Raw genomic sequence first — 20,630 nt, forward strand, 5'->3', positions numbered from 1 at the left:
GATTTGATGACTCCCTTGCCTGCACCGCTGCGCTGGCTGCATTCCCTTGAGTGGCGCCGTGGCTTTTTCGACTGGGCACGCAGCGACGGCGTGACCTGGGTGTATATCTTCAAGGTGCTGGTCGCTGCGTTTCTCACGCTGTGGCTGGCCATGCGCCTGGAACTGCCGCAACCGCGCACGGCGATGATCACCGTATTTATCGTAATGCAGCCCCAGAGCGGCCAGGTGTTCGCCAAGAGTTTCTACCGCTTCCTTGGCACTTTGGCGGGGTCGGCGGTGATGGTGCTGCTGATCGCCTTGTTTGCGCAGAACACCGAACTGTTCCTCGGCGCGCTGGCGATCTGGGTGGGCATTTGTACCGCTGGCGCCACACGTAACCGCAACTTCCGCGCCTATGGCTTTGTGCTCGCCGGCTACACCGCGGCGATGGTCGGCCTGCCGGCCCTGGCCCACCCGGACGGCGCCTTTATGGCGGCCGTATGGCGGGTGCTGGAAATCTCCCTGGGGATTCTTTGCTCGACGCTGGTCAGCGCGGCGATTCTGCCGCAGACCTCCAGCGCGGCCATGCGCAACGCGTTGTACCAGCGTTTCGGCGTGTTCGCGTTGTTCGTTACCGACGGCCTGCGTGGGCGCAGCCAGCGCGAGCATTTCGAGGCCAGCAACGTGCGCTTTATCGCCGAAGCGGTAGGCCTGGAAGGCTTGCGCAGCGTCACCGTGTTTGAAGACCCACACATGCGTCGGCGCAACGGGCGGCTCAGTCGCCTCAACAGCGAATTCATGAGCATCACCACGCGCTTCAACGCCCTGCACCAGTTGCTTGAACGCTTGCGTGCCGATGAGGCCGATCATGTGGTCGCAGCGATCAAACCCGGCCTGCAAGACCTCGCCGAAGTGCTCGACAGCTTCTCCGGCCGTGCCCTCACCAGCCCGGATGCCGCACGCCTGGTCAACCAACTGAGTACCTACAAGGACGGCCTGCCCGCCAAGGTGCGCAGCCTGCGGGCGAGTTTCCAGGACGATAACCCTACCGAAGCCGAGCAACTGGATTTTCATACTGCCTACGAGCTGCTGTACCGCTTCGTCGACGACCTGCACAACTACGCGCAAACCCACGCGTCCCTGGCCGACCACCACCATGCGCGGGAAGACTGGCACGAGTCCTACACGCCAAAAACCAACTGGCTGGCCTGTGCTGCCGCCGGACTGCGGGCCCCGTTTATCCTCATCGTGCTGGGCAGCTACTGGGTGGCAACCGCCTGGCCCAGTGGCGCGACCATGACCTTGATCGCGGCAGCCACGGTGGGCCTCTCCGCCGCCACGCCCAACCCCAAGCGCATGGCGTTCCAGATGGCCTGCGGCACCTTGATCGGCGCCTTGGTCGGCTTTGTCGAAATGTTCTTCGTGTTCCCCAGGATCGACGGCTTCGCGCTGCTGTGCGTGATGCTCGCACCGGTGATCATCTTTGGCGCCTTTCTTTCTTCCCGGCCCCGGTACGCGGGTGTCGGCGTGGGCTTGTTGATCTTCTTCAGCACCGGCTCGGTGCCGGACAACCTCACGGTCTACAACCCCTACACCTTTATCAATGACTACATCGCCATGGTCATCGGCATGCTGGTGTGCGCGGCAGCGGGGGCGATCATCCTGCCGCCCAACAGCCGTTGGCTATGGCGTCGCTTGGAACAGGACCTGCGTGAGCAGGTGGTGTACGCAATCAGCGGCAAGCTCAAGGGGCTGGCGTCGAGTTTCGAAAGCCGTACCCGCGACCTGCTGCACCAGGCCTACGGCCTCGCGGTCGGCCAGCCGCAGGTGCAGCGCGACCTGCTGCGCTGGATGTTCGTGGTATTGGAAGTCGGCCACGCGATCATCGAGTTGCGCAAGGAGCAAGCGATCCTGCCGGTGCACCCGGCGTATGCCGAGTCCCAGCCGTGGCGCCAGGCAATCCGTGTGATGGGCCGTTCGCTGGTGCGCTTGTTCCTGCAACCCAGCGCCAGCAACCTGGAGCGCGGCTTGATCGCCGTCGACCATGCGATCAGTCGCGTACAGGCCACCGACGAGCCTTTCGCCCCGCACTTCGACACCTCTGCCCTGCGCCGGGTGAAGAGCTACCTGCACTTTATCCGCACCTCGCTGCTCGACCCGCAATCGCCACTGGCGGCCCTCAAAGGCGCCACGCAAGGAGCCATGAATGCCCCGTGAAATCGCATTCCACGGCATCTATATGCCGACCATGACCCTGATGTTCCTGATCGCCGCGGGGCTGGCCTGGGCGGTTGACCGCTTCCTCGCCGGGTTCGACCTGTACCGGTTTTTCTGGCACCCGGCGTTGCTGCGCCTGAGCCTGTTCGCTTGCCTGTTCGGCGCCCTGGCGCTGAGCGTCTACCGTTGAGAATGCCCCGATGAAAAAGTTTTTCAGCCTGCTCGCAACCTTGCTGGTACTGGCGTTGGCGATCTGGATTGGCCGCACGTTGTGGGTGCACTACATGCAAACACCATGGACCCGCGATGGCCGGGTGCGTGCCGACATTATTAACGTCGCGGCGGACGTGACCGGCGAGGTGGTGGAGGTGCCGGTACGCGATAACCAGTTGGTGAAAAAAGGTGACCTGCTGATGCAGATCGACCCCGAGCACTACCGCATCGCGGTCAAGCAGGCGCAATCGCTGGTGGCGTCACGCAAGGCCACCTGGGAGATGCGCAAGCTCAACGCCCACCGCCGCGCCGACCTCGACGCCCTGGTGATCTCCAGGGAAAACCGCGACGACGCCAGTAACATCGCCGACTCGGCCCTGGCCGATTACCAACATGCCCTGGCGCAACTGGAAGCCGCTGAGCTCAACCTGAAACGCACCCGCGTGCTGGCGGCGGTGGATGGCTACGTCACCAACCTCAATGTGCATCGCGGCGACTATGCGCGTATTGGCGAGGCGAAGATGGCCGTGGTGGATATGAATTCGTTCTGGGTCTATGGCTTTTTCGAGGAGACCAAGCTGCCCCACGTCAAAGTCGGTGACAAAGCCGACATGCAGCTGATGAGCGGCGAGACCCTAAAGGGCCATGTGGAAAGCATCTCCCGTGGCATCTATGACCGCGACAACCCCGAGAGCCGCGAGTTGATTGCGGATGTGAACCCGACGTTCAACTGGGTGAGGTTGGCGCAGCGTGTGCCGGTGCGGATTCATATCGATGAAGTGCCGGAAGGCGTGTTGTTGGCGGCTGGCATCACCTGCACGGTGATCGTCAACCCAACACAAAACTAAAATGTGGGAGATTCAAATGTGGGAGGGGGCTTGCTCCCGATAGCGGTGTGTCAGTGTCAGATGTACCGACTGACACACTGCTATCGGGAGCAAGCCCCCTCCCACATTTAGACCCGTGTTATGCCTTGATGAAGGTTTCATGCAAGTGCCGCCAAAGCAGCGCGCCACTGGCCTGCTTTTCGAACACCACCGTGGCGCGGCGATCCGTCTGGGTGCCACTGTCATCCACCTGGTGCTCACGGTAAGTCACCGTAGCCCCCCGCGCATGACGATCAATGCCGGTCATTTCACTCAAGGTGATTTTCAACCCCGGGCGCATTCCGCCCAGGCGCGTGAACAGCGCATTGACCCCGGCTCTATTGACGCGCGTACCGGTGGCGGGCGCGATCATGCTGAACTCGGGTGAGAAGCGCGCCAGCAGGTTTTGCAGGGTGCCCTCAGGCGCAACGCCGGCAAACCATTGCTCGATCTCGACGTGGGTCTGGATCACTTCTTCAAAAAAATCGCTGTAGTCAATCATGCTTGGGCTCGCTGGAAGGGTGAAGCAGGCTGCGTACCCTGGATGCATCCAGGCGCAACACTGCGAAAAGCGGCAACAGGGTCAAGGCTGCCGCCATCGTGAAGGTTATGGCGAAGGAATCCAAGGCCGACAGCACGGCACTGAGCACGGCGGCGCCCACGCAGAAACTCACTTGGCGGTTGATATTCCACAAGGCGCTGGCGTGGCCCATGCGCTCGGCGGGGATATCCAGGAAAGCCAGGGTCTGCGCGGTGCTGCTGCACAGGCTGCCGCCCAGGCCCATCAACGCGTAAGCCGCAATGATCAAGGTCGGCTCGTTGAGCAACAGGATGCCGCCGCATTGCAGTGCCATGCCCGCCACCAACAAGGGTTTCGGGCCACAACGATTGAAGAGTTGCTTGCTCAGGTAGATCGCCATGGCCGAGGCCAGGGCCCAGGGCAACATGAGTGCGCCGGCCTGGGTGGCGTCATACCCCAGGCCGCGCACATAGAGGATGGCGATCAGGCTCGTGCCGATAAATACCCCGGGAATGCACAGGTAGACCAGCATCGCCACGCGCAGCATCGGGCTGGCGGCCTGTTTGAAAATACTGCCCAGGTCCAGGGGCGGGCGCACGCTTGTGGGCACATCGGGTTTTATCCACAGGAGTGTCAGCAACAGGGTGATCAAGGCCAGTGGCACGTTGGCGTAGAAGATCCAACGCCAGGACAGGCTGTCGACAATCAGCCCGCCCAACGCCGGGGACAGCGCTGGCACCAGCAATGCCACCGACATTACCCGCGCTGTCAGGTGGCTGCGCTCAGCCGCTGGAAAGTGCCGGTAAGCCATGGCTTGCCCCACCGGAATCAACAAGCCGCCACCGAGTCCCTGCAAAGCGCGCCAGCCAATCAACGCGTCGATGGAACCGGCCTGGCCCACCATCACAGAGGCTCCTGCGAACAGCAGCAGGCTGGTGGCGATCAGTGTGCGCTCGCCCATAATTGCCGCCAGCCACACACTCAAGGGAATAATCACCGTCAACCCGAGCATGTAGGCATTGCTGATCCACGCCAGTTGCGTGACCGAGGCTTGCAATTCGCGGGCGATATCCGGGTAGGCGACGGTGGCGACAAACATGTTCACCAGGTCCAAGGCAAAGCCCAGTAAAAAGATCCAGGCGACTTTCGAGCGGTAGGTCATGAACGCGATCCTGCGAATGAAGCCGGCAGGGTAGGCCGCACGCAGGGTTTGGGATACGCCGGTTTGCCTGCTAGTTTGTCAAAAATATTTTGACAAAGGAGGGCGTGGCCCATGGTCAGCCTGGACCGATTCGACACCTTCAAGGCCGTGGTCGAGGCCGGCTCACTCACCGCCGCCGCTGATCTACTCGGCCAGACCCGCGCCGTGGTCAGCTTCAACCTCAAGCGCCTGGAAGCGGAACTCGGCGTCACCCTGCTGACCCGCAACACCCGCCAACTGGCACTGACCGACGCGGGTGAGCGCTTCTACCTGCGCTGCACGCGCATGCTTGAAGAGGCCCGCCTGGCGGTAGAAGAAGCCCGCAGCGAACACGCCCAGCTCAAAGGCACCCTGCGCATCACCACCACTGTCGAATATGCCCTGGCCGTAGTTGCTCCGGCGGTAGAAGCCTTTCGACGCCTGCACCCGGACCTGAATATCCACTTATCCACATCCTCCACCCACGCCGATCTGATCTCCGAACGATTTGACGTGGCGATTCGGCTGGGGCGCTTGCTGGACTCCAATCACCGCGCCGTGCAGTTGTCCACATTCGAGGTGTTCGCCGTCGCGGCGCCGCAGTTTGCCGGAGTTCAAACCCTGGCTGAGTTGGAGCAACTGCCCAGGCTGGGCCATGGCCGCTTGAGCGAACTGAGCGTCACCGATCCGGCAGGTCTCCAACACCCTTATCGCGCCGGCCCGTCAGCCTTGGGGGCCGACAGCGCGGCGGTCCTCCAGGCGTTTGCGGTGCGGGGCCACGGTGTGGCGGTTTTGCCGCAATGGTTGGTGCAGGGGGATGTCGACGCGGGACGCTTGGTGCGCCTATTGGCGGACCACCGCTTTGCCCCGCAAGGGGTTTACGCGATGTATCCGGACACGCGGCATTTACCGCTGAAGGTGCGGGCGTTTATTGATTTCATGAAGCCTTAGAGCCTACCGCCCAAGCCAAAGCGCTTCTTCAGCACCTTCTCCAACAGCCCCTTGGGCAAAAGCGCCGCCATCAACGGCAACGCGCGGCTGCCGTTGCCCGAACGCAACAGGCGCGGCGGTTGCGCTTGCTGCACCGCCTTGAGCACGTCTGCGGCAAACTCACTGGCTGGAGTGGGTTTGTCCTGGGACGCCTGGCTGCGTGCACGAATGCCCTCGCGCAACGGCCACCATGGCGACTGTTCGTGGATCAGCAATTCGGCCTGAGCGCCGGCATTCTTTGCAAAGCTTGTATCGATCGCACCAGGCTGCACTTCCATCACTCGCACACCAAACGGTGCCAGCTCCATGCGCAGGGCGTCGCTCAACGCATGCACAGCGGCTTTGGACGCGCAGTAGGCACCGGCGAACGGCGTCACCAAGACGCCGGAAACGCTGCCGATATTCACCACCAGGCCCTTGCTGCGACGCAACGCGGGAAACAGCGCCTGGGTCACGCCGACGATGGAAAACACATTGGTTTCGAATTGGCGCTGCATCGCCTCGGTGCCGCCGTCGAGCAATGGGCCCATGGCGCCGTAGCCGGCGTTGTTGACCAGCACATCCAGCTCGCCCCACTGCTCGGACAAGCGTTGCAGGGCGGCGCTGTCGTTGACGTCCAGTTGTACGGCATTAAAGCCTGCGGCGGTAAGCGCGGCGACGTCATCGGGTTTGCGAGCGCTGGCCCATACCTCAAAGCCTGCGGCTTTGAATGCATCGGCGAGGGCGCGGCCAATGCCGCTGGAGCAACCGGTGATCAGTACATTGGGCATGGGTCCATCCTTTGTCAGTCCGAGAAACTGCCTTGCAGATGCTCGGCGCGAAATTCCAGGGTTTGTGGGCGATAACCAGGGCGCAGCGGCGGGGTGGGCAGGCAATCGTCCCAAGTCGCACCGGCCTGCAATTCGCCGGGTCCACGATAGCGCGGCGCGGCGTAGACGTTGTCGGCCAGGTTGACGGTATCCCCCGGCGCATAAGCCGCGACGCGCCAGCGCAGTTCGGTCAGTGGGACGTCGTTGCCGTTGTTCAGGGTCAGTTTTAAAGGACGGTCGGCCGGGCATTCCTGCGGGGCGTAAGTAATGCGCAGCTCAAGGCGAGCCAATTGCGCGGCCTCGCGGTTATCCAGCCAGATGACCCAGACGGCGACGAAACCCAGGCCGACGGCAGCGGCCAGCGATACCGGCAGCGCCTTGGCCGGATAGCGCAGCAGCAGAACCAGCCAGGTGATGATCAGGAGAACGCCGAAGAACATGGAGGCCACCTCGAATAGGGAATGAGCATCCTAACTTAAGCGTAGGTGGGATTGGTTACCTTGAGCATTGTGTTGGTCGCACGGACGCCATCGCAGGCAAGCCAGCTCCCACAGGTTGAGCGTATTCCAGGGATGTGCCCGGTCAACTGTGAGAGTGGACTTGCCCGCGATGACTTACTTACTGAGTAGAAGCATCGGCCTGCAGGCCATCAATGCAAGCCTCCACTAAAGCCAAGCCAGTTTCTGCCAACTGCAGGCTCGCCCAATTCAGGTAGCTCTGGTGTTCGGTGCATAAATCTTGAGCGGCCAGAGTGAGCACGCGCGCAGTACCTAGAACACAGCTGGCATGTTCCAGCGCATGTTCAATGGGGATGCCGGGCTGTACGGAAAACAGGGGGGCCTCATTCCGGTCGCAGACGCCGAAAGGGGTGGGGCGGGTGGTTTGTTTGGACATTGTCTTGCTCCTTGAGAAAAAGAAGCTGCCTCTGATCGCCGTCAAACGATTGGGTGGCAACTGTGCGCAGGTTGACGGACCGGTCTCAAGAACCCGGCGCACCCGAAGGTGCCCCACGCACAGTCGCCATAGTGCTATGCTGCGGGCACATGAGTGCACGAGCAAAGTAAAGGGACTATGCATCTTGAGAACAGCGAGGCCGTCAAACCTCATCACGAATGAGTCGTGACAGGCGCGAGGATAGGCAGGATGGGGGCAGGGGTCAATGATGGCGATTGTTCTCACGAGCCTCATCGGGAGCAAGCCCCCTCCCACATTTGGACCGGTTACAGCCTTGGAATACGGTCAAACTGTGGGAGGGGGCTTGCTCCCGATGGCGCCCTCACAGCCAGCGCAGATCCCAAACAAAAAGCCCCCACCCAACCCACTGCGGATAGGGGACGCAATGGGCTGGGCGAGGGCTTCTTGTACGACTGTTTTACTGCGCGATAGTTTTCACCGACACGCCACGTTCAACCGGTGTCGAGCGACCGTAGATATCTTCGAAGCGCTCGATATCGTCTTCGCCCAGGTAACTGCCCGATTGAACTTCGATGATTTCCAACGGGATCTTGCCCGGATTGCGCAGGCGGTGCACCGAGGCGATCGGGATGTAGGTGGACTGGTTCTCGCAGAGCAGGAACACGTTCTCATCACAGGTGACTTCGGCGGTGCCGCTGACCACGATCCAGTGTTCGGCGCGATGGTGGTGCATCTGCAGCGACAGGCAGGCGCCCGGCTTGACCGAGATGTGCTTGACCTGGAAGCGTCCGCCCATGTCCACCGAGTCGTAGGAGCCCCATGGGCGATAGACCTCGCAGTGGTTCTGGGTTTCGCTGCGGCCTTGCTCGTTGAGCGTATTGACCATCTGCTTGACGCCCTGGACCTTGTCCTTGTGGGCAATCATCATCGCGTCCTTGGTTTCCACCACCACGATGTTGTCCAGACCGATCACCGACACCAGTTTGCCGTTGCCATGCACCATGCAGTTGCGGCTGTCCTGGATTACCACGTCGCCTTTGCTGACGTTGCCGTTGGCGTCTTTGTCATTGACCGCCCACAGCGAGGCCCAGCAACCCACGTCGCTCCAGCCGGCGCTCAATGGCACCACGCAGGCGCGCTGGGTTTTTTCCATCACCGCGTAGTCGATGGAATTGTCCGGGCAGCAGGCGAAGGTGGCATCGTCGAAGGTCACGGTGTCGTGGGTCTGCTCGCTGCGCTCCAGGGTCAGCACGCAGGTGTCATAGATGTCCGGATCGTGCTTTTTCAGCTCTTCAAGGAAGCGGCTGGCACGGAACAGGAACATGCCGCTGTTCCAGAAGTAACCACCGCTTTTGACGAACTCGATGGCACGTTTTTCATCGGGTTTTTCCACGAATTGCTGCACACGGCTCACACCTTCGGGCAGCAGCGAGTCGTTGGTGGACTTGATGTAGCCGTAGCCGGTTTCCGGACGGGTCGCCGGTACGCCGAACAGCACCATCTCGCCACGCTCGGCCGCCACGGTGGCCAGGGCCAGGGCACGTTGCAGGGCTTTCTGGTCGTCGATCACGTGGTCGGCGGGCAGTACCAACATCAGATCGTCACGACCTTCGTTGACCAGCATCATCGCGGTCAGGGCCACGGCCGGTGCGGTGTTGCGGCCAAAGGGCTCCATCAGGATGCGCTGGCATTCGAGCTTACGTGCGCTCAGTTGCTCATTGACGATGAAGCGGTGGTCCTTGTTGCAGACCACGATAGGGGCGTCCATACCTTCGAACACCAGGCGCTCCAGGGTTTGCTGGAACAGCGTGTGTTCGCCGGTCAGGGCCAGGAATTGCTTGGGGAACTGTTTACGCGAAAGCGGCCAAAGACGTGAGCCGCTACCACCGGAAAGGATTACTGGGATCATGGGTGTTTCTCCTTGAATCAGTTTGGGTCAGAGCTACGAAGGTTTGTCGTTTCACTCTTGTTTTTGTCTCGGTCCGAACTGACAGCCTTGCCCCCTGTAGGAGCGAGCTTGCTCGCGAAGCACTTCCAGGCAACGCGGTCATCCAGAATGCCCGCGTCATCGTCGGCGATTTTCGCGAGCAGGCTCGCTCCTACAGTGGGTTGCGTTCAGTCCGGGAAATCGTTAGCGGGTCGACACTGGGCGTTTGACCCAGACTGGCGACAGGCTCGAACCGGAACCGGTGACGTACAGCACCGCTGCCTCACCACGCTCCAGGGCCACCGGCTTCACATCGCCGACCTTCTTGTCGCCGTCATACAGCGCCAGGCTCACCTTCACCGGGTTGATCTCGCGCTCGCCACGGCCCTTGGCGGCCACCGACTTGACCACATCGGTCTTGCCGTCGGCAGTTTTCAGGCTCAGGGCCTTGTCGCTGAGGTTCTGCACGCGTACCAGGGATTTCTGCTTGTTCTTGAACGGCGGCTCTTCGATCAGCTGAGGCTGGCCGCTGCTGTTGTTGACCAGGGTGTAGTAGTGATCGGCAGCGAGTTTGACCGGCACGGTCTGGCTGCCGACCTTGGCGCTGTAGTCACCGCCCGGCATGAAGCTGAAGTCGCTGCTGGCCAATGGCGCCACGTCGCTGAGGTTGGTGCTGCCGACGGTGGCGCTGACTTCCTGGTTGCTGGCGTTGTAGATGCGCACGAAGCTCGAGCCCTTTGGCGCGGTTGGGCCGTACAGGGCGGCGTCACCACCGGCGAAGGCGGACATGGATACGAAGCTCAGGCCGGCAGCGATAGCCAGGGTCTTGGCGAGACGACGAGGAGTAGTAGTGAAAGTCATGTGAGTTACCTCTCTTTCAGTTTTGCGCCCGGTCGGGCGTCTCGGGTTTCTGATTTTTAAAAGCAGGTGTGTTGCTTGCCATGTTCTGTTGGCGCGAACCGGCTTGTTTAAGCTGCGCAACCCACGATGGGTCGGCATCACCGATTTCGTTATTCACGGGCAGATAGCGTTCGGGGAATTCCCAGATCAGCACCTGCGGCGGGTTGTTCTTGAAGTCGTCGCTCTTCAGATAGCTGAGCATCGGTAGGATCGGGCCGTGGCCGTCTTCGGCGTAGCTGACCACGTCGCTGCCCAGGGCTTGCTTGAGGGCGCCGACGAAGTTCCAGTTGGGGTTGGCGCTGTAGCTGGTGCCCACCAGGGCCACCGGGGTTTCGCTGTCGCTGAACAGCGCGTCGTCGCCTTGGGTTTCGGCCAGGTGCGTGACGCGTTTTTCCAGCGGCTCTTTAGGCGGCATCAGGTTTTCGAACAGCGGGTCCAGGGGCAGGAACAAACGCAGGTCGCCTTTGTGTGGCTCGATCTTCTCGGCCTCGGTGACAAAGCGTTGCGGCTCGCCGCTCAGCGGGGTCTTGTCGGCAATGGTTTTTGCCAGTTGCTTGGCGGCGATTTCCGCGCCATCCGGCGTCCAGTGGGTGTCGGTGCGCAGGAACACCTGCTTACCGCCCAGCTTGGCCTGTTGCAGCGGGCCGAGCAGGTCCGGGGCGATGATCTGGTCGGCGGCGACCCGGGCGTGGAAGTCCTGGTACAGGTTGGCGTGAATGCTCGCCGGTTTCACTTCACCCAGATGTTCCGGGTACAGGCGCACCTTGGCCGGCACGATCGCCATCACCAGTTGAATGCCTTGGGCCTTGAGCTTCTGGCGCACGCCTTCGACCAGCGCGTAGTTGCCTTGCAGGTTCTGGTCCTCGTTGACGGCGGGGTTGAATTCCTCGTCGCTGTACAGCCAGTGATCGCGACCCAGCACCACGCCAGGGCGACCTTCATTGAACAGCTTGTAGTCCAGCGCTGCCCATAGGTTGGTGCCGATGCGCTTGATCGGGAACTCGTCGTCGTAGTGGGTCTCGACGGCCTTGGTCCAGCGCCCGTTAAGCACGGTGGCGTCAGCATTGGTGCTGAAGCCCAGGAAACTGCGTAGCGACCAGGCGCCCAGGGCCAGCAACAGCACCATGAACAGGCTGATGTAGAGGACGCGTAATGAACGGGTCATGATCGGCTCCCTCAGAATTGGAAGTAAAGGAACGGTGAGAAACTCTGCGCCGACAGTTTCAGGATCGACGCCACGAACAGCAGCAGTACCGCGGCGCGCATGGCGTAGCGTGGCCAGTCAGCGGTCCAGTAGGCCGGTTGCACGGCAGCGTCACGGCCCACGCTGAAACCAGGCTCGTGGATGCTGCCAGGGTTGTCGCCAGGCACCGCCTTGATCAGGCTCGGGTCAGCAGGCTTGGTCTTCTCGGCAGGGCGATTGGTGTAGAAGTCGCGCAGGCCGAAGAACGCCAGGGTTGCGTAGGCCACCACCAGGGTCGCCACTTGCAGGCCGGTGAGGTTGGCGCGGTTGAGTTCCGACAACGACCACTCGCCAAAGCTGAACATCGCACCGTACATACGCCCGGCAACGTGCAGGTTTTCAGCGCGGAAGATCACCCAGCCCATCACCACCAGCAGGAAGGTGAAGGCCCAGCGCAGCACATTGAAGCTGCGCGGCGCGGTGTTCAGGCCGATGGCTTTTTCAATTGCCAGCCACATGCCGTGCCAGGCGCCCCAGACGATGTAGGTGATGTTGGCACCGTGCCACAGGCCACCGAGCAGCATGGTCAGGAACAGGTTGCGATAGGTGGTCAGCGTGCCTTTGCGGTTGCCGCCCAGGGTGATGTACAGGTAATCACGCAGCCAGGTAGAGAGGCTGATGTGCCAGCGCCGCCAGAACTCGGTGATCGACTGGCTGATGTACGGCTGCTTGAAGTTTTCCATGAAGCGAAAACCCATCATCAAGCCCAGGCCGATGGCCATGTCGCTGTAGCCGGAGAAGTCGAAGTACAGCTGCGCGGTGTAGGCCAGTGCACCCAGCCAGGCGTCGCCGGTGGTGGGGTTTTGCAGGGCGAAGCAATGGTCGGCCACCACCGCCAGGGTGTCGGCAATAAAGACTTTCTTGATGAAACCCTGCATGAACCGCGTGCAACCCTCGGAGAACTTGTCGAGGGTGTGGGTGCGGTTGTTGAACTGGTCGGCCAGGTCACGGAAACGCAACACCGGGCCGGCAATCAAGTGCGGGAAGATCGCCACGAACGCCGCGAAGTCGATCAGGTTGCGGGTCGCCGGGGTGTCGCCACGGTACACGTCGATGATGTAGCTGATGGACTCGAAGATGTAGAACGAGATCCCGATCGGCAACAGCACATGGGTAAGGATAAACGGCTCCAGACCCGCCGACTTCATCATCACATTGATGCTGTCGACGCCGAAGTTGGCGTACTTGAAGTAGCCCAGGATGCACAGGTCGACGGCCACGCCGAGCAGCAGCCAGCGCTGCGCCGGCTTGGCGCGCACGCCGGCGGCACCGACCTTGAGGCCGATCCAGTAGTTCCACAGCGTGACGGCGGCGAACAGCGCCAGGAAGTCCACTCGCCACCAGGCGTAGAACACGTAGCTGGCAATCAGCAGCAGCAGATTGCGATAGCGTTGCCCGCTCAAGTAGTACAAGCCGAGAAAGATCGGCAAGAACAGAAACAGGAACACATTGGACGAGAAAACCATCCCGATCTCTCCATGTTAACCAACAGTCAAGGGCCAGAGCCCCCCCAAACCCCCCCACGATTTCGGGGGAGGTTGTATTGCATTTCTACTGACGAAACCGGCTTCAAATGTGGGAGGGGGCTTGCTCCCGATAGCGGTGTTTCATTGAACACAGACGGCGACTGTTACACCGCCATCGGGAGCAAGCCCCCTCCCACATTTTTTACCGAGTTCACTCAGGAACCTTTGTTGCCTTTTTCATGCGCCGGGTCGTAGACCTTGGTCAGGTCGCCACCCAGGCGGAACGTCTTGAACGGCTGCATCTCATGCTTGCGCTTGATCACATCCGGGGCGCAGGTGTAGAGCGCGCAGAAGGGCTCAAGCCAGGCAAATTTCATGTCTTGCTTGAGGTCCTTCATGTCCTGCTCCTTGCCGTTCTTCTGCTCGAAGATGTCCGGGTCTTTCACCCCGGCCAGCACCTTGTCGCCCAGACGCTTGAGCGCGCTGTTGTTTTCCTGGCGCAGGTCCACGCCATTGACCAGGGCAAAGCTGGCGATCATCGACAGCGGTGGCAGGGCGTAGTTGTGATACGACAAAGCCCGTTGCTGACGCTTCAATTCGTTGGGCAGGAAGCCCTGGTCGTCGACCTGGTTCACGCCGACCTTGTATTCCTTCACCGCCCAATCAAACAGGTCGCGGCGGTTGGTGGCGATGGAAGTTGCCATCACCGACCAGGCGGCCCAGTAGGAGTGGTTGTTGGTTTTTTCCAGCGGCAGGTTGTCCCAGTCGCTCACCACCTGGTCGGCCAGTTTGTTGAACCAGGCTTCGATCTGCTGGGCTTCCTGCGGGTGCTTGGCCAGCGGTTGCGATTCGGAGAACTTCAGGCGTACGTAGGCCGAAGCCATGCTGCCCAGTGCCCATTTGCGCATGGACTTGCCGGTGTGGTTGAAGTCCTTGGACATCAGCGCGTCGGCCTTGGCCCACGACACCAGCCAGTTCAGCGTGCATTCGAGCTGCTGGGGGCGGCCGTCACGCATGAACTGCATCACGCGTTTGCTGGTGTCTTTCTCCAGTTTGGTGATGTCGGCAGTGCTGTCGCGAAAGGCTTTTTCGGATTGCACATTCAGGGTCGAGCGCGCCTTGTCCGAACCTTCGTACTTACTGCGAAACTGCAACGGCCCGGTGTAGGGCGTCGGCATGGTGTCGCAGTTTTCCTTGAAGTCGCCGGTCTTGAACGCTTCGATCGGTGCGAAATAGCCCTGGGGCGGACGTAGTGGCGCAGCGGCGTTGGCGGCCCCGGCGAAGATCGCCAGGCCCAGCAACGATGGAATCAATAACTTTTGCATAAGTAACCTCACTTCCCGAGCTGAGCGGTCTGTTGACCACCGCTTGGGAATACGTTGCGTGTGCAAATTTTCGCTTCGACCTTCTGCGCGGCAGCACCCTGTTCCGGGCCCTGCACTTCCACGGCCAGCAAGTTCTGCGAGGCCCAGTCTTCATCGGTGCGCAGTTCAAAGGCGAAACGCCCGTCTGTATCGGATGTCTCGGGTTTCTCGATCTTGATGTCCTCGTGGCGACCGTTCATGTACCAGAGGGTGGCTTGCAAGGTTTTCACCGACGGATCGGCGAAGCGGATATCGACCTGATGGTTGGCGTTGCGCAGGTCTTTGTTGGCACTGTTGACCATCAGCTCGTTCTTGCCGGGCTTGAGGGTGGTGCTGGCGGACATCTGCGCAGTCTTGCCTTCGCACCCGTTGTCCAGCAGCGCCATCATCTGGCGATAGATGGTTTCCTGGTCGAGGCGGTACAGCGGCGAGAATTCCCAGATCAGGATCTTCGGCGGAGTCTTCTGGAATTCGTCGCTGCCCAGGTACTGGATCATCGACCCTTCCAGGCCACCGCCGGGGAAGGCGACGTTGAGGATGTCGGCACCGATTTCCTCCTGGAGGAAGCCGGCGAAGTTATAGTTCTTGCCGCTGTGGCTGGTGCCCACCAGGGTAATCTGCGGGTTGCCCGAATCGCTGAACAGGTCGCCGTCACCGGCTTCGCCCTTGGGCTCGGTGGTGAACTGGTCCATGTACTGGATCGCATAGCTGGTGCCGCACAGTTGCCCGGCCATGTTGTGCAGGGTGCCGGTCTTGCCCATGCGGCCCGAGCGCTTGGTCTCGAATTCGCGCTTGGGAATCTCGGCGTATTCAGGCATCTGCTTGACCTTGGCCGCGACGATTTTCGCCGTGCGCTGGGCGCCGTACGGAGTCCAGTGCTGGTCGCCGCGGAAGTAGAAATCGTGGGCCGGCAATTCGTCCGGCAATTGCTCGTTGGTCAGCGGCGACAGGTCCGGTACCACGTAGCCCATCTTGGCGAAACGGCCAAGCATGGTCTTGTAGTTGGTCAGGGCCTTGTCGAAGTCGAATTTGGCTTTTTCTTCAGGGTTGAGCTTGTTGCGGTTCACCAGGCCACGGGTCGGCTGGTAGACCACCACCAGCTCCACGCCCTTGGCCTTGAACGCATCGTGCAACTGCTGCATGCGTTTGTAGCCGGCCGGTGTGGTGTCGAATTCGGTGCGCAGGTCTTCCTGGGTACGGAACAGCCAGTCGCCCTGGGCTTGGACCAGGGTGGTGAAGTTCTGCTGGTAGCGCGTCGTGTAGTTCTTGGCGTCATGGGCGGCCGGGCACAGGCTGCAGCATGGCTCGGCGGTGAAGGTCGGCGCCTTGGCTTCGTCGGCGCGCACGCCCTGGCTGGCCGCAAGCAGGCCGAGGGTCAGACCCGAGAGGCTCAGCAGTTTGATCATGTGTGGGTGCATAAGGGTCATCCTCAGTCCTGCAGTTCGGTCTGGCGTTCGACGGGGTCGATCAGCACGGCTTTCTGCTGGCGCACCAGCAAGTCGAGAATTTCTTCCTGGCGCTCGCCAAGAATGCCGTTGAAGCTGATGCCACTGGATTTGGTCGGCGCCAGCATCGACACGCGGTACAGCTCGACACTCAACGGCGAATCGATGGACAGCGGCCCGCTGCCGTTGCCCGCCAGTTCACCGCCAACCACGATCAGCGAGACCTTGGCGTCGAATGGGTCGAGGGCAATGTCGCGGTCGGTGTCGGTCAAGTCCTTGATGTGGCCGTAGAGCCCCGTCAGGCCGTTGGCCATCGAGGTGTTTTCGTAGAGCTTGATGTTCACGCTGTTACGCACACGAATGCCGTGGCGACGATTGGCGATGACCTTGTTGCCCCACAACAGGTTGTCGCCACTCTCATAGAGGGTGATGCCGTCGGTGTGGTTGCGGTAGATCTCGTTGTCGGCGATCAGGTTGTTCACGCTGTTACGGTCGATCACCAGGCCCGAGAGCTTGTTGTCGTAGCTGCGGTTGTTGAAGATGAAGCTGTCGTTCACTTCCCGGGAAATGATGATGCCGTGCTTCTTCTTGGTGCCGTACACCGTGTTGTCGGCGATGATCAGGCCGTGGGAACGGTCATGGGGGTCAATGCCGTAGACGATGTTGTCTTTGTAGGTATTGCCCTTGATCACAAAGCCCGTGGTCTCGTAGCAGTAGAAGCCGTACCACATGTCCGAGAACTCGGAGTCGATGATCCAGCCGGTCGGCTCAGGACGCTTGAGCACCTTGGCCATGTTCGGCGTGTACTGGGAAATACTCACCCCGTAGGACTTACTGTTGGCGTAGCCGAAGCTGGCCATCTTGGTCTTGGAGATATAGGTCTCGGTGCCACCCCACGCCAGCAGGAACGGGCGGAATTCCTTGGCCGACTTGAACAGCGCCGGGCCGTTGGCTTTTTCATCCCAGCCGGTGACCTTGGTATCGCGCACAAACAGCTGGCCGTCGTTGATCAAAAACGCGCCGGCTTGCTGGGACAGGCGCAATTCCTGGGTATTTTTGTCGATATCGAGGATGCCCTTGCGCCCGACCACGATCGGCAGCTTGGCCAAAAACACACCCGGCGACGTTTCGCTGAAGTACTGCTTGGGCACCTTGCCCAGCAGGTCCTTGAGGTTCATGTAGCCATCGTCGACAAAGATCGCCTGGGGAATGCCGTGCTGGCGCACTACCCATTCGGCCATCTTGTTATCGCCACCGATAAAGTCCTTGAGCGCGTCTTCCTGCATCATGCGGCGCACGCTGATCTTGCCCGGCTTGGTCTTGACGATCTTCTTTTCCATGGCTGCGGCGGTGTAGCCCGACAGGTCCGGCAGGGCAGGCTTGGCCATTTCCAGCGGCGCGGTGGGCGGGCTGGAAATGGTGTAGGTCTTGGCCTGTTGCAGTTCCTTGGCGATGATCGGCGCCTTGGCCGTCGTATCGGCGAACGCTGTGGCGCTGGCCAACAGCATTGCCGCGACGAGTAGGCTTTGAGCATTCATGGCGCAGGCTCCCATCAGAATTTCCAGACCACGTCGACAAACGCGCGGTGCATGTAGGAGTCGACCTGGCTGCCATAGGCGTCGCCTGGCTTGAACACACCGGCACGCAAGCGCACCAGGGCCGACGGCTCGTCGATCGACTGGCTGAGCGCGGCGGGCAACAAGCCTTTCTTGAAGTACTTGGTGACCACCAGGTCCATCTCCTGGCCGAGGTCTTTCTTACCGTCTTCCAGGGGCAGGGAAGTGCTGGAGAGGATCGCGCCGGTAACGTCATCGGTGTTGTTCTGCACTGCATCGATACCGTTGCTGCCCACCGGCTTGTTGCCGTCCACGCGCCAGAACTTGTGGTACACCAGGCTGGCGTCGTAGTCCTCGCGCAACTGCCACGAACCGAACAGGCTCATGGACTGCATGTTGTTCATCTCGCCGCGATACGCTTCGCCGAAGCGGTGTACGCGGGATTGGGTGCCGGTCCAGTTCGAACGGTTGCTTTGCAGGCCGTTCTGCTCGTACTCGGCACTGGCGCGGGAGTAGGCCGCGCCCACTTGCCATTGCGGGTCCAGACGCAGGCGCACGCCGAGGTCGGTGGCCCAGCCGCTCACGTTATCGCTGCGCTTGGCATTGGTCGGGCGAGTGCCGTCAGCGTTCAAGGCGTTGACCGTGTCGCGGTCGCCGCGCATGCCGGTGATGCTGGCCCAGTAGTTGACGGTGTTGGTATTGCGCCAGTTGTAGGCGTCGCTGTTGGCTTCGATACCGAGCCAGGTCAGGTCGCCGTTTTCGCGCTTGTCCAACGGGTCTGTGGCCACGCCCGGTTCGGCGTAGTCGAGCTTGCCGTCGTCATGGGTATGGTGACCGCGCAGGCCGATCCACTGCCCCGGCGTCCACTGGTAGGCGGCGTCGGCGTAGAAGTGCTGGCGGTCCTTGTCGACTGGCGACAGTTCCTTGAGGTCGGTGCGGTACTCGCTGAAACGTTCGGCGGCGCCGACATTAGCCTTGAGCAAGGTGGTGTCGAAGGTCCAGTTCAGCGCTTCGATGTTGGTGTCGCGCCATTGGCCGTCGTCATTGCGCAGGCGCTGGCGACCGAACTTGAGGATCTCTCCGGGGTAGGGCGTGAAGCCGCTGTAGCCGACCCAGAACTCGCGCAGGGCCAGGTAGTTTTTCTTGGCCTTGCGGTCGTCGTTGCTCGACTGTTCGGTGGTGTCATCGGCCGACTGTTGCAGGGTGTCGGTCTCGATGATGTCGCTGGACACCACCGCCTGGCCCATGGCGTAGGCACTCCACGCGCCGCTTTCGCCGTAGATCCAGGGGCGCAGGTCGAGGCCGATGCCGTTGACGTCGCCGCCTTTCTGGGTGCCGAGGTCGCGGTCATCTTCGGACTGCGCGGTGGCTTTGACCTCCAGGCCGAAGTTCTTGGCTTCGGTCAGCGCGGCCAGGGTCGGGCACGACCACAGCAGGGCGAAGGTCAGGCCGATGCCGGCCTTGACGAATGGGTTGAGCTTCATAGGGATTCCTCGCCGTCTTCTTCTTGCAGGGCGTGCAGTTGCAGCGTGCTTTGGGCCAGGGTGCCGCGGGCGGCCAGTTCCTGTTGCACCAGGCGTTGGCCTTCGGCGCGTTGCTCAGGCGTCAGCGGCGCTTCGAGCTGGGTGGCCAGGTCATTGGCCTCAGGCGTGTCCTGGGCCTTGGCCAGTTGGCTGAAGACATAGGCGTTCAATGGGTCGGGCTTGGTGCCCTTGCCTTGGGAAAACAGTTGGGCGATGGCAAAGTCGGCGCTGTTCTGGCCGTTGCGCGCAGCGGTCAGCAGGTGGTCCAGGGCTTTTTGCGGGTAGACCTTGCCCAGGTAGCCACGGCGGTAGATCTGGCCGAGGTAGTAATCGGCGGCCACTTCACGGCCCACGGCTTTTTCGAAGTGGGCTTCGGCGGCCTTGGCGTCGGCCGGCACCCACTTGCCTTCGTAGTAGAGCTTGCCCAGCAGCAATTCGGCGCGTGGCTGATCGGCGGCGCGGCCGTTGTCGAGGTACTTCATCATCTGGTCGACGTCGCCCATTTCGGGGAAGTCGTAGAGCAGTTGCGCCAGGCTGACCCAGGAGGCCGGGTAGGCAGGGGCGATTTTTTCCAGCAAAGCCTGGGCGGTTTTTTCGTCCGGCGTGCCGAGGCTGGCATCGCCGAGTACGCGGGCCACGCTGTCGACGCGCTGGGCGGTGACGCTGCCTCGGCTGTAGCCGGCTTCCATTTGCTTGAGCAGTTCGGCCTGTTGTTCCGGCTGGGCTTTTTTCTGGTAGACCGTGGCCAACTCGACATAGCAGATATCGGTGGTATTCAACGCGGCCTTGCAGATGCGCTCTACATCATCCAGGTGCTGGTCGTAAGTGTCCTGGGTGCGATACAGCAGCACCTGGGCCAGGCCGGCTTCCGGGTAACCGGCCGCTTGCCATTTGCTGATCTGCTGCTGGGCATTCACGTTGGGGAAGCTGTGGGGATATTGCAGGTACAGCATCGCCAGCGGGATCAGGGTGTTGCCTTCGCCATTGGCAAAGGCTTTTTTCAGCAGGCTCTCGGCTTCATGGTGTTCAGCTTCGGTGGCGCCGGGCTTGGCCACCAGCAGGCGGCCGAGGCGTGCCTGGGCGCGAGGCGAAGTGTCCGCCGCCGCACGGTAAGTGGCTTCGGCCTGTTTGATCTGCGCCGGATCGCGGGTGCCTACCTGGATATCGGCCAGTCCTACCTGAGCCTCGCTGTAGCCCAGGTCTGCCAGTTGCTGGTAATTCTGCTGGGCGGTGACAGTATCGCCGCGTTTCAAGGCTTCGTTGGCTAAACGCTGATCTGGCAAACCGGCACAGCCGGCCAGGCTCACCGCAACAGCCAGCAACGCCACCGAAGTCATGTGGGATAGGCTTTTGTGGCGAGGGAGCTTGCTCCCGCTGGGCCGGGCTGGCGCTCCAGTGCGTAGCGCTCCCGAAAAAGCCGGCTCCAGCTGCGCTGTCGAGCGGGAGCAAGCTCCCTCGCCACAGCAAGCTCGCTCCCACAGGGATTGTGTTGTTCTTGAAATAGGGTTCACAGGCAT

At 61.4% G+C, this 20,630-nt stretch carries 18 protein-coding genes; 4 read left to right on the top strand and 14 right to left on the bottom strand.

Annotated features, from left to right (window positions below; genetic code table 11):
- Nucleotides 1-6: 6 nt before the first annotated feature.
- Genes QYQ93_RS05800 through QYQ93_RS05810 form a run of 3 tightly spaced genes read left to right on the top strand, consistent with a single transcriptional unit; the run spans nt 7 to nt 3,257 of the window.
- Nucleotides 7-2,196, top strand: coding sequence for an FUSC family protein (locus QYQ93_RS05800; RefSeq protein WP_338476506.1), 2,190 nt, complete (start codon nt 7-9; stop codon nt 2,194-2,196).
- On the top strand, nt 2,186-2,386 hold the full coding sequence (locus tag QYQ93_RS05805) for a DUF1656 domain-containing protein (RefSeq protein ID WP_003188711.1): 201 nt from the start codon (nt 2,186-2,188) through the stop codon (nt 2,384-2,386). The genes QYQ93_RS05800 and QYQ93_RS05805 overlap by 11 nt, the downstream gene beginning before the upstream one ends.
- 10 nt (nt 2,387-2,396) lie before the next feature.
- Nucleotides 2,397-3,257 carry an HlyD family secretion protein gene (locus tag QYQ93_RS05810; RefSeq protein ID WP_338476507.1) on the top strand — a complete coding sequence of 287 codons (861 nt, stop codon included), beginning with the start codon at nt 2,397-2,399 and terminating at the stop codon, nt 3,255-3,257.
- Between the two features lie 118 nt (nt 3,258-3,375).
- Here QYQ93_RS05810 and QYQ93_RS05815 read toward each other — a convergent pair whose 3' ends face one another.
- Both QYQ93_RS05815 and QYQ93_RS05820 read right to left on the bottom strand, forming a co-directional pair.
- On the bottom strand, nt 3,376-3,777 hold the full coding sequence (locus QYQ93_RS05815; protein WP_043049775.1) for a nuclear transport factor 2 family protein: 402 nt from the start codon (nt 3,775-3,777) through the stop codon (nt 3,376-3,378).
- Complete coding sequence (locus tag QYQ93_RS05820; RefSeq protein ID WP_338476508.1) at nt 3,770-4,957, bottom strand: MFS transporter; 1,188 nt, start codon at nt 4,955-4,957, stop codon at nt 3,770-3,772. Before QYQ93_RS05820 ends, QYQ93_RS05815 begins: the two co-directional genes overlap by 8 nt.
- Before the next feature lie 111 nt (nt 4,958-5,068).
- On the opposite strand from QYQ93_RS05820, the gene QYQ93_RS05825 reads away from it, so the two are divergent.
- Nucleotides 5,069-5,926, top strand: coding sequence for a LysR family transcriptional regulator (locus tag QYQ93_RS05825; protein ID WP_338476509.1), 858 nt, complete (start codon nt 5,069-5,071; stop codon nt 5,924-5,926).
- On the opposite strand, the gene QYQ93_RS05830 is transcribed toward QYQ93_RS05825, so the two are convergent.
- From QYQ93_RS05830 to algK, 12 genes are all read right to left on the bottom strand, one after another.
- On the bottom strand, nt 5,923-6,735 hold the full coding sequence (locus QYQ93_RS05830) for an SDR family oxidoreductase (protein WP_338476510.1): 813 nt from the start codon (nt 6,733-6,735) through the stop codon (nt 5,923-5,925). The genes QYQ93_RS05825 and QYQ93_RS05830 overlap by 4 nt on opposite strands.
- A 14-nt stretch (nt 6,736-6,749) precedes the next feature.
- Complete coding sequence (locus QYQ93_RS05835) at nt 6,750-7,214, bottom strand: hypothetical protein (RefSeq protein WP_043049779.1); 465 nt, start codon at nt 7,212-7,214, stop codon at nt 6,750-6,752.
- Between the two features lie 178 nt (nt 7,215-7,392).
- Nucleotides 7,393-7,668: a DUF3077 domain-containing protein gene (locus QYQ93_RS05840; protein WP_043049780.1), complete on the bottom strand. Its 276-nt coding sequence runs from the start codon at nt 7,666-7,668 to the stop codon at nt 7,393-7,395.
- 478 nt (nt 7,669-8,146) lie between these two features.
- Entirely contained in the window at nt 8,147-9,598 is a 1,452-nt protein-coding gene (locus QYQ93_RS05845; RefSeq protein WP_043049781.1) for a mannose-1-phosphate guanylyltransferase/mannose-6-phosphate isomerase, read from the bottom strand.
- A gap of 222 nt (nt 9,599-9,820) precedes the next feature.
- On the bottom strand, nt 9,821-10,477 hold the full coding sequence (locus tag QYQ93_RS05850) for an alginate O-acetyltransferase AlgF (RefSeq protein ID WP_338476511.1): 657 nt from the start codon (nt 10,475-10,477) through the stop codon (nt 9,821-9,823).
- A 16-nt stretch (nt 10,478-10,493) separates the two neighbouring features.
- Nucleotides 10,494-11,681, bottom strand: a complete 1,188-nt coding sequence (locus tag QYQ93_RS05855; RefSeq protein ID WP_338476512.1) for an alginate O-acetyltransferase — start codon at nt 11,679-11,681, stop codon at nt 10,494-10,496.
- Between the two features lie 11 nt (nt 11,682-11,692).
- A complete protein-coding gene (locus QYQ93_RS05860) occupies nt 11,693-13,225 on the bottom strand; it encodes an MBOAT family protein (RefSeq protein ID WP_338476513.1) in 1,533 nt (510 codons plus the stop codon).
- A 215-nt stretch (nt 13,226-13,440) separates the two neighbouring features.
- Nucleotides 13,441-14,550 carry a mannuronate-specific alginate lyase gene (locus QYQ93_RS05865; protein WP_338476514.1) on the bottom strand — a complete coding sequence of 370 codons (1,110 nt, stop codon included), beginning with the start codon at nt 14,548-14,550 and terminating at the stop codon, nt 13,441-13,443.
- A gap of 8 nt (nt 14,551-14,558) precedes the next feature.
- Nucleotides 14,559-16,007, bottom strand: a complete 1,449-nt coding sequence (locus tag QYQ93_RS05870) for an alginate O-acetyltransferase (RefSeq protein WP_043049798.1) — start codon at nt 16,005-16,007, stop codon at nt 14,559-14,561.
- An 11-nt stretch (nt 16,008-16,018) separates the two neighbouring features.
- Complete coding sequence (algG, locus tag QYQ93_RS05875; RefSeq protein WP_043049786.1) at nt 16,019-17,587, bottom strand: mannuronan 5-epimerase AlgG; 1,569 nt, start codon at nt 17,585-17,587, stop codon at nt 16,019-16,021.
- Nucleotides 17,587-19,074 (bottom strand): alginate export family protein, encoded by a 1,488-nt coding sequence (locus QYQ93_RS05880; protein ID WP_043049787.1) that lies wholly within the window; start codon nt 19,072-19,074, stop codon nt 17,587-17,589. The genes algG and QYQ93_RS05880 overlap by 1 nt, the downstream gene beginning before the upstream one ends.
- A complete protein-coding gene (gene algK / locus QYQ93_RS05885) occupies nt 19,071-20,450 on the bottom strand; it encodes an alginate biosynthesis TPR repeat lipoprotein AlgK (protein WP_043049788.1) in 1,380 nt (459 codons plus the stop codon). Before algK ends, QYQ93_RS05880 begins: the two co-directional genes overlap by 4 nt.
- Between the last annotated feature and the right edge of the window lie 180 nt (nt 20,451-20,630).

Source organism: Pseudomonas khavaziana (assembly GCF_036704165.1).
In the GTDB taxonomy this organism is placed as follows: Bacteria; Pseudomonadota; Gammaproteobacteria; order Pseudomonadales; family Pseudomonadaceae; genus Aquipseudomonas; species Aquipseudomonas khavaziana.

Coding starts and splice junctions, on each gene's coding strand:
- QYQ93_RS05800 (WP_338476506.1), top strand. CDS start 7: ATGACTCCCTTGCCTGCACCGCTGCGCTGGCTGCATTCCCTTGAGTGG.
- QYQ93_RS05805 (WP_003188711.1), top strand. CDS start 2,186: ATGCCCCGTGAAATCGCATTCCACGGCATCTATATGCCGACCATGACC.
- QYQ93_RS05810 (WP_338476507.1), top strand. CDS start 2,397: ATGAAAAAGTTTTTCAGCCTGCTCGCAACCTTGCTGGTACTGGCGTTG.
- QYQ93_RS05815 (WP_043049775.1), bottom strand. CDS start 3,777: ATGATTGACTACAGCGATTTTTTTGAAGAAGTGATCCAGACCCACGTC.
- QYQ93_RS05820 (WP_338476508.1), bottom strand. CDS start 4,957: ATGACCTACCGCTCGAAAGTCGCCTGGATCTTTTTACTGGGCTTTGCC.
- QYQ93_RS05825 (WP_338476509.1), top strand. CDS start 5,069: ATGGTCAGCCTGGACCGATTCGACACCTTCAAGGCCGTGGTCGAGGCC.
- QYQ93_RS05830 (WP_338476510.1), bottom strand. CDS start 6,735: ATGCCCAATGTACTGATCACCGGTTGCTCCAGCGGCATTGGCCGCGCC.
- QYQ93_RS05835 (WP_043049779.1), bottom strand. CDS start 7,214: ATGTTCTTCGGCGTTCTCCTGATCATCACCTGGCTGGTTCTGCTGCTG.
- QYQ93_RS05840 (WP_043049780.1), bottom strand. CDS start 7,668: ATGTCCAAACAAACCACCCGCCCCACCCCTTTCGGCGTCTGCGACCGG.
- QYQ93_RS05845 (WP_043049781.1), bottom strand. CDS start 9,598: ATGATCCCAGTAATCCTTTCCGGTGGTAGCGGCTCACGTCTTTGGCCG.
- QYQ93_RS05850 (WP_338476511.1), bottom strand. CDS start 10,477: ATGACTTTCACTACTACTCCTCGTCGTCTCGCCAAGACCCTGGCTATC.
- QYQ93_RS05855 (WP_338476512.1), bottom strand. CDS start 11,681: ATGACCCGTTCATTACGCGTCCTCTACATCAGCCTGTTCATGGTGCTG.
- QYQ93_RS05860 (WP_338476513.1), bottom strand. CDS start 13,225: ATGGTTTTCTCGTCCAATGTGTTCCTGTTTCTGTTCTTGCCGATCTTT.
- QYQ93_RS05865 (WP_338476514.1), bottom strand. CDS start 14,550: ATGCAAAAGTTATTGATTCCATCGTTGCTGGGCCTGGCGATCTTCGCC.
- QYQ93_RS05870 (WP_043049798.1), bottom strand. CDS start 16,007: ATGCACCCACACATGATCAAACTGCTGAGCCTCTCGGGTCTGACCCTC.
- algG (WP_043049786.1), bottom strand. CDS start 17,587: ATGGGAGCCTGCGCCATGAATGCTCAAAGCCTACTCGTCGCGGCAATG.
- QYQ93_RS05880 (WP_043049787.1), bottom strand. CDS start 19,074: ATGAAGCTCAACCCATTCGTCAAGGCCGGCATCGGCCTGACCTTCGCC.
- algK (WP_043049788.1), bottom strand. CDS start 20,450: ATGACTTCGGTGGCGTTGCTGGCTGTTGCGGTGAGCCTGGCCGGCTGT.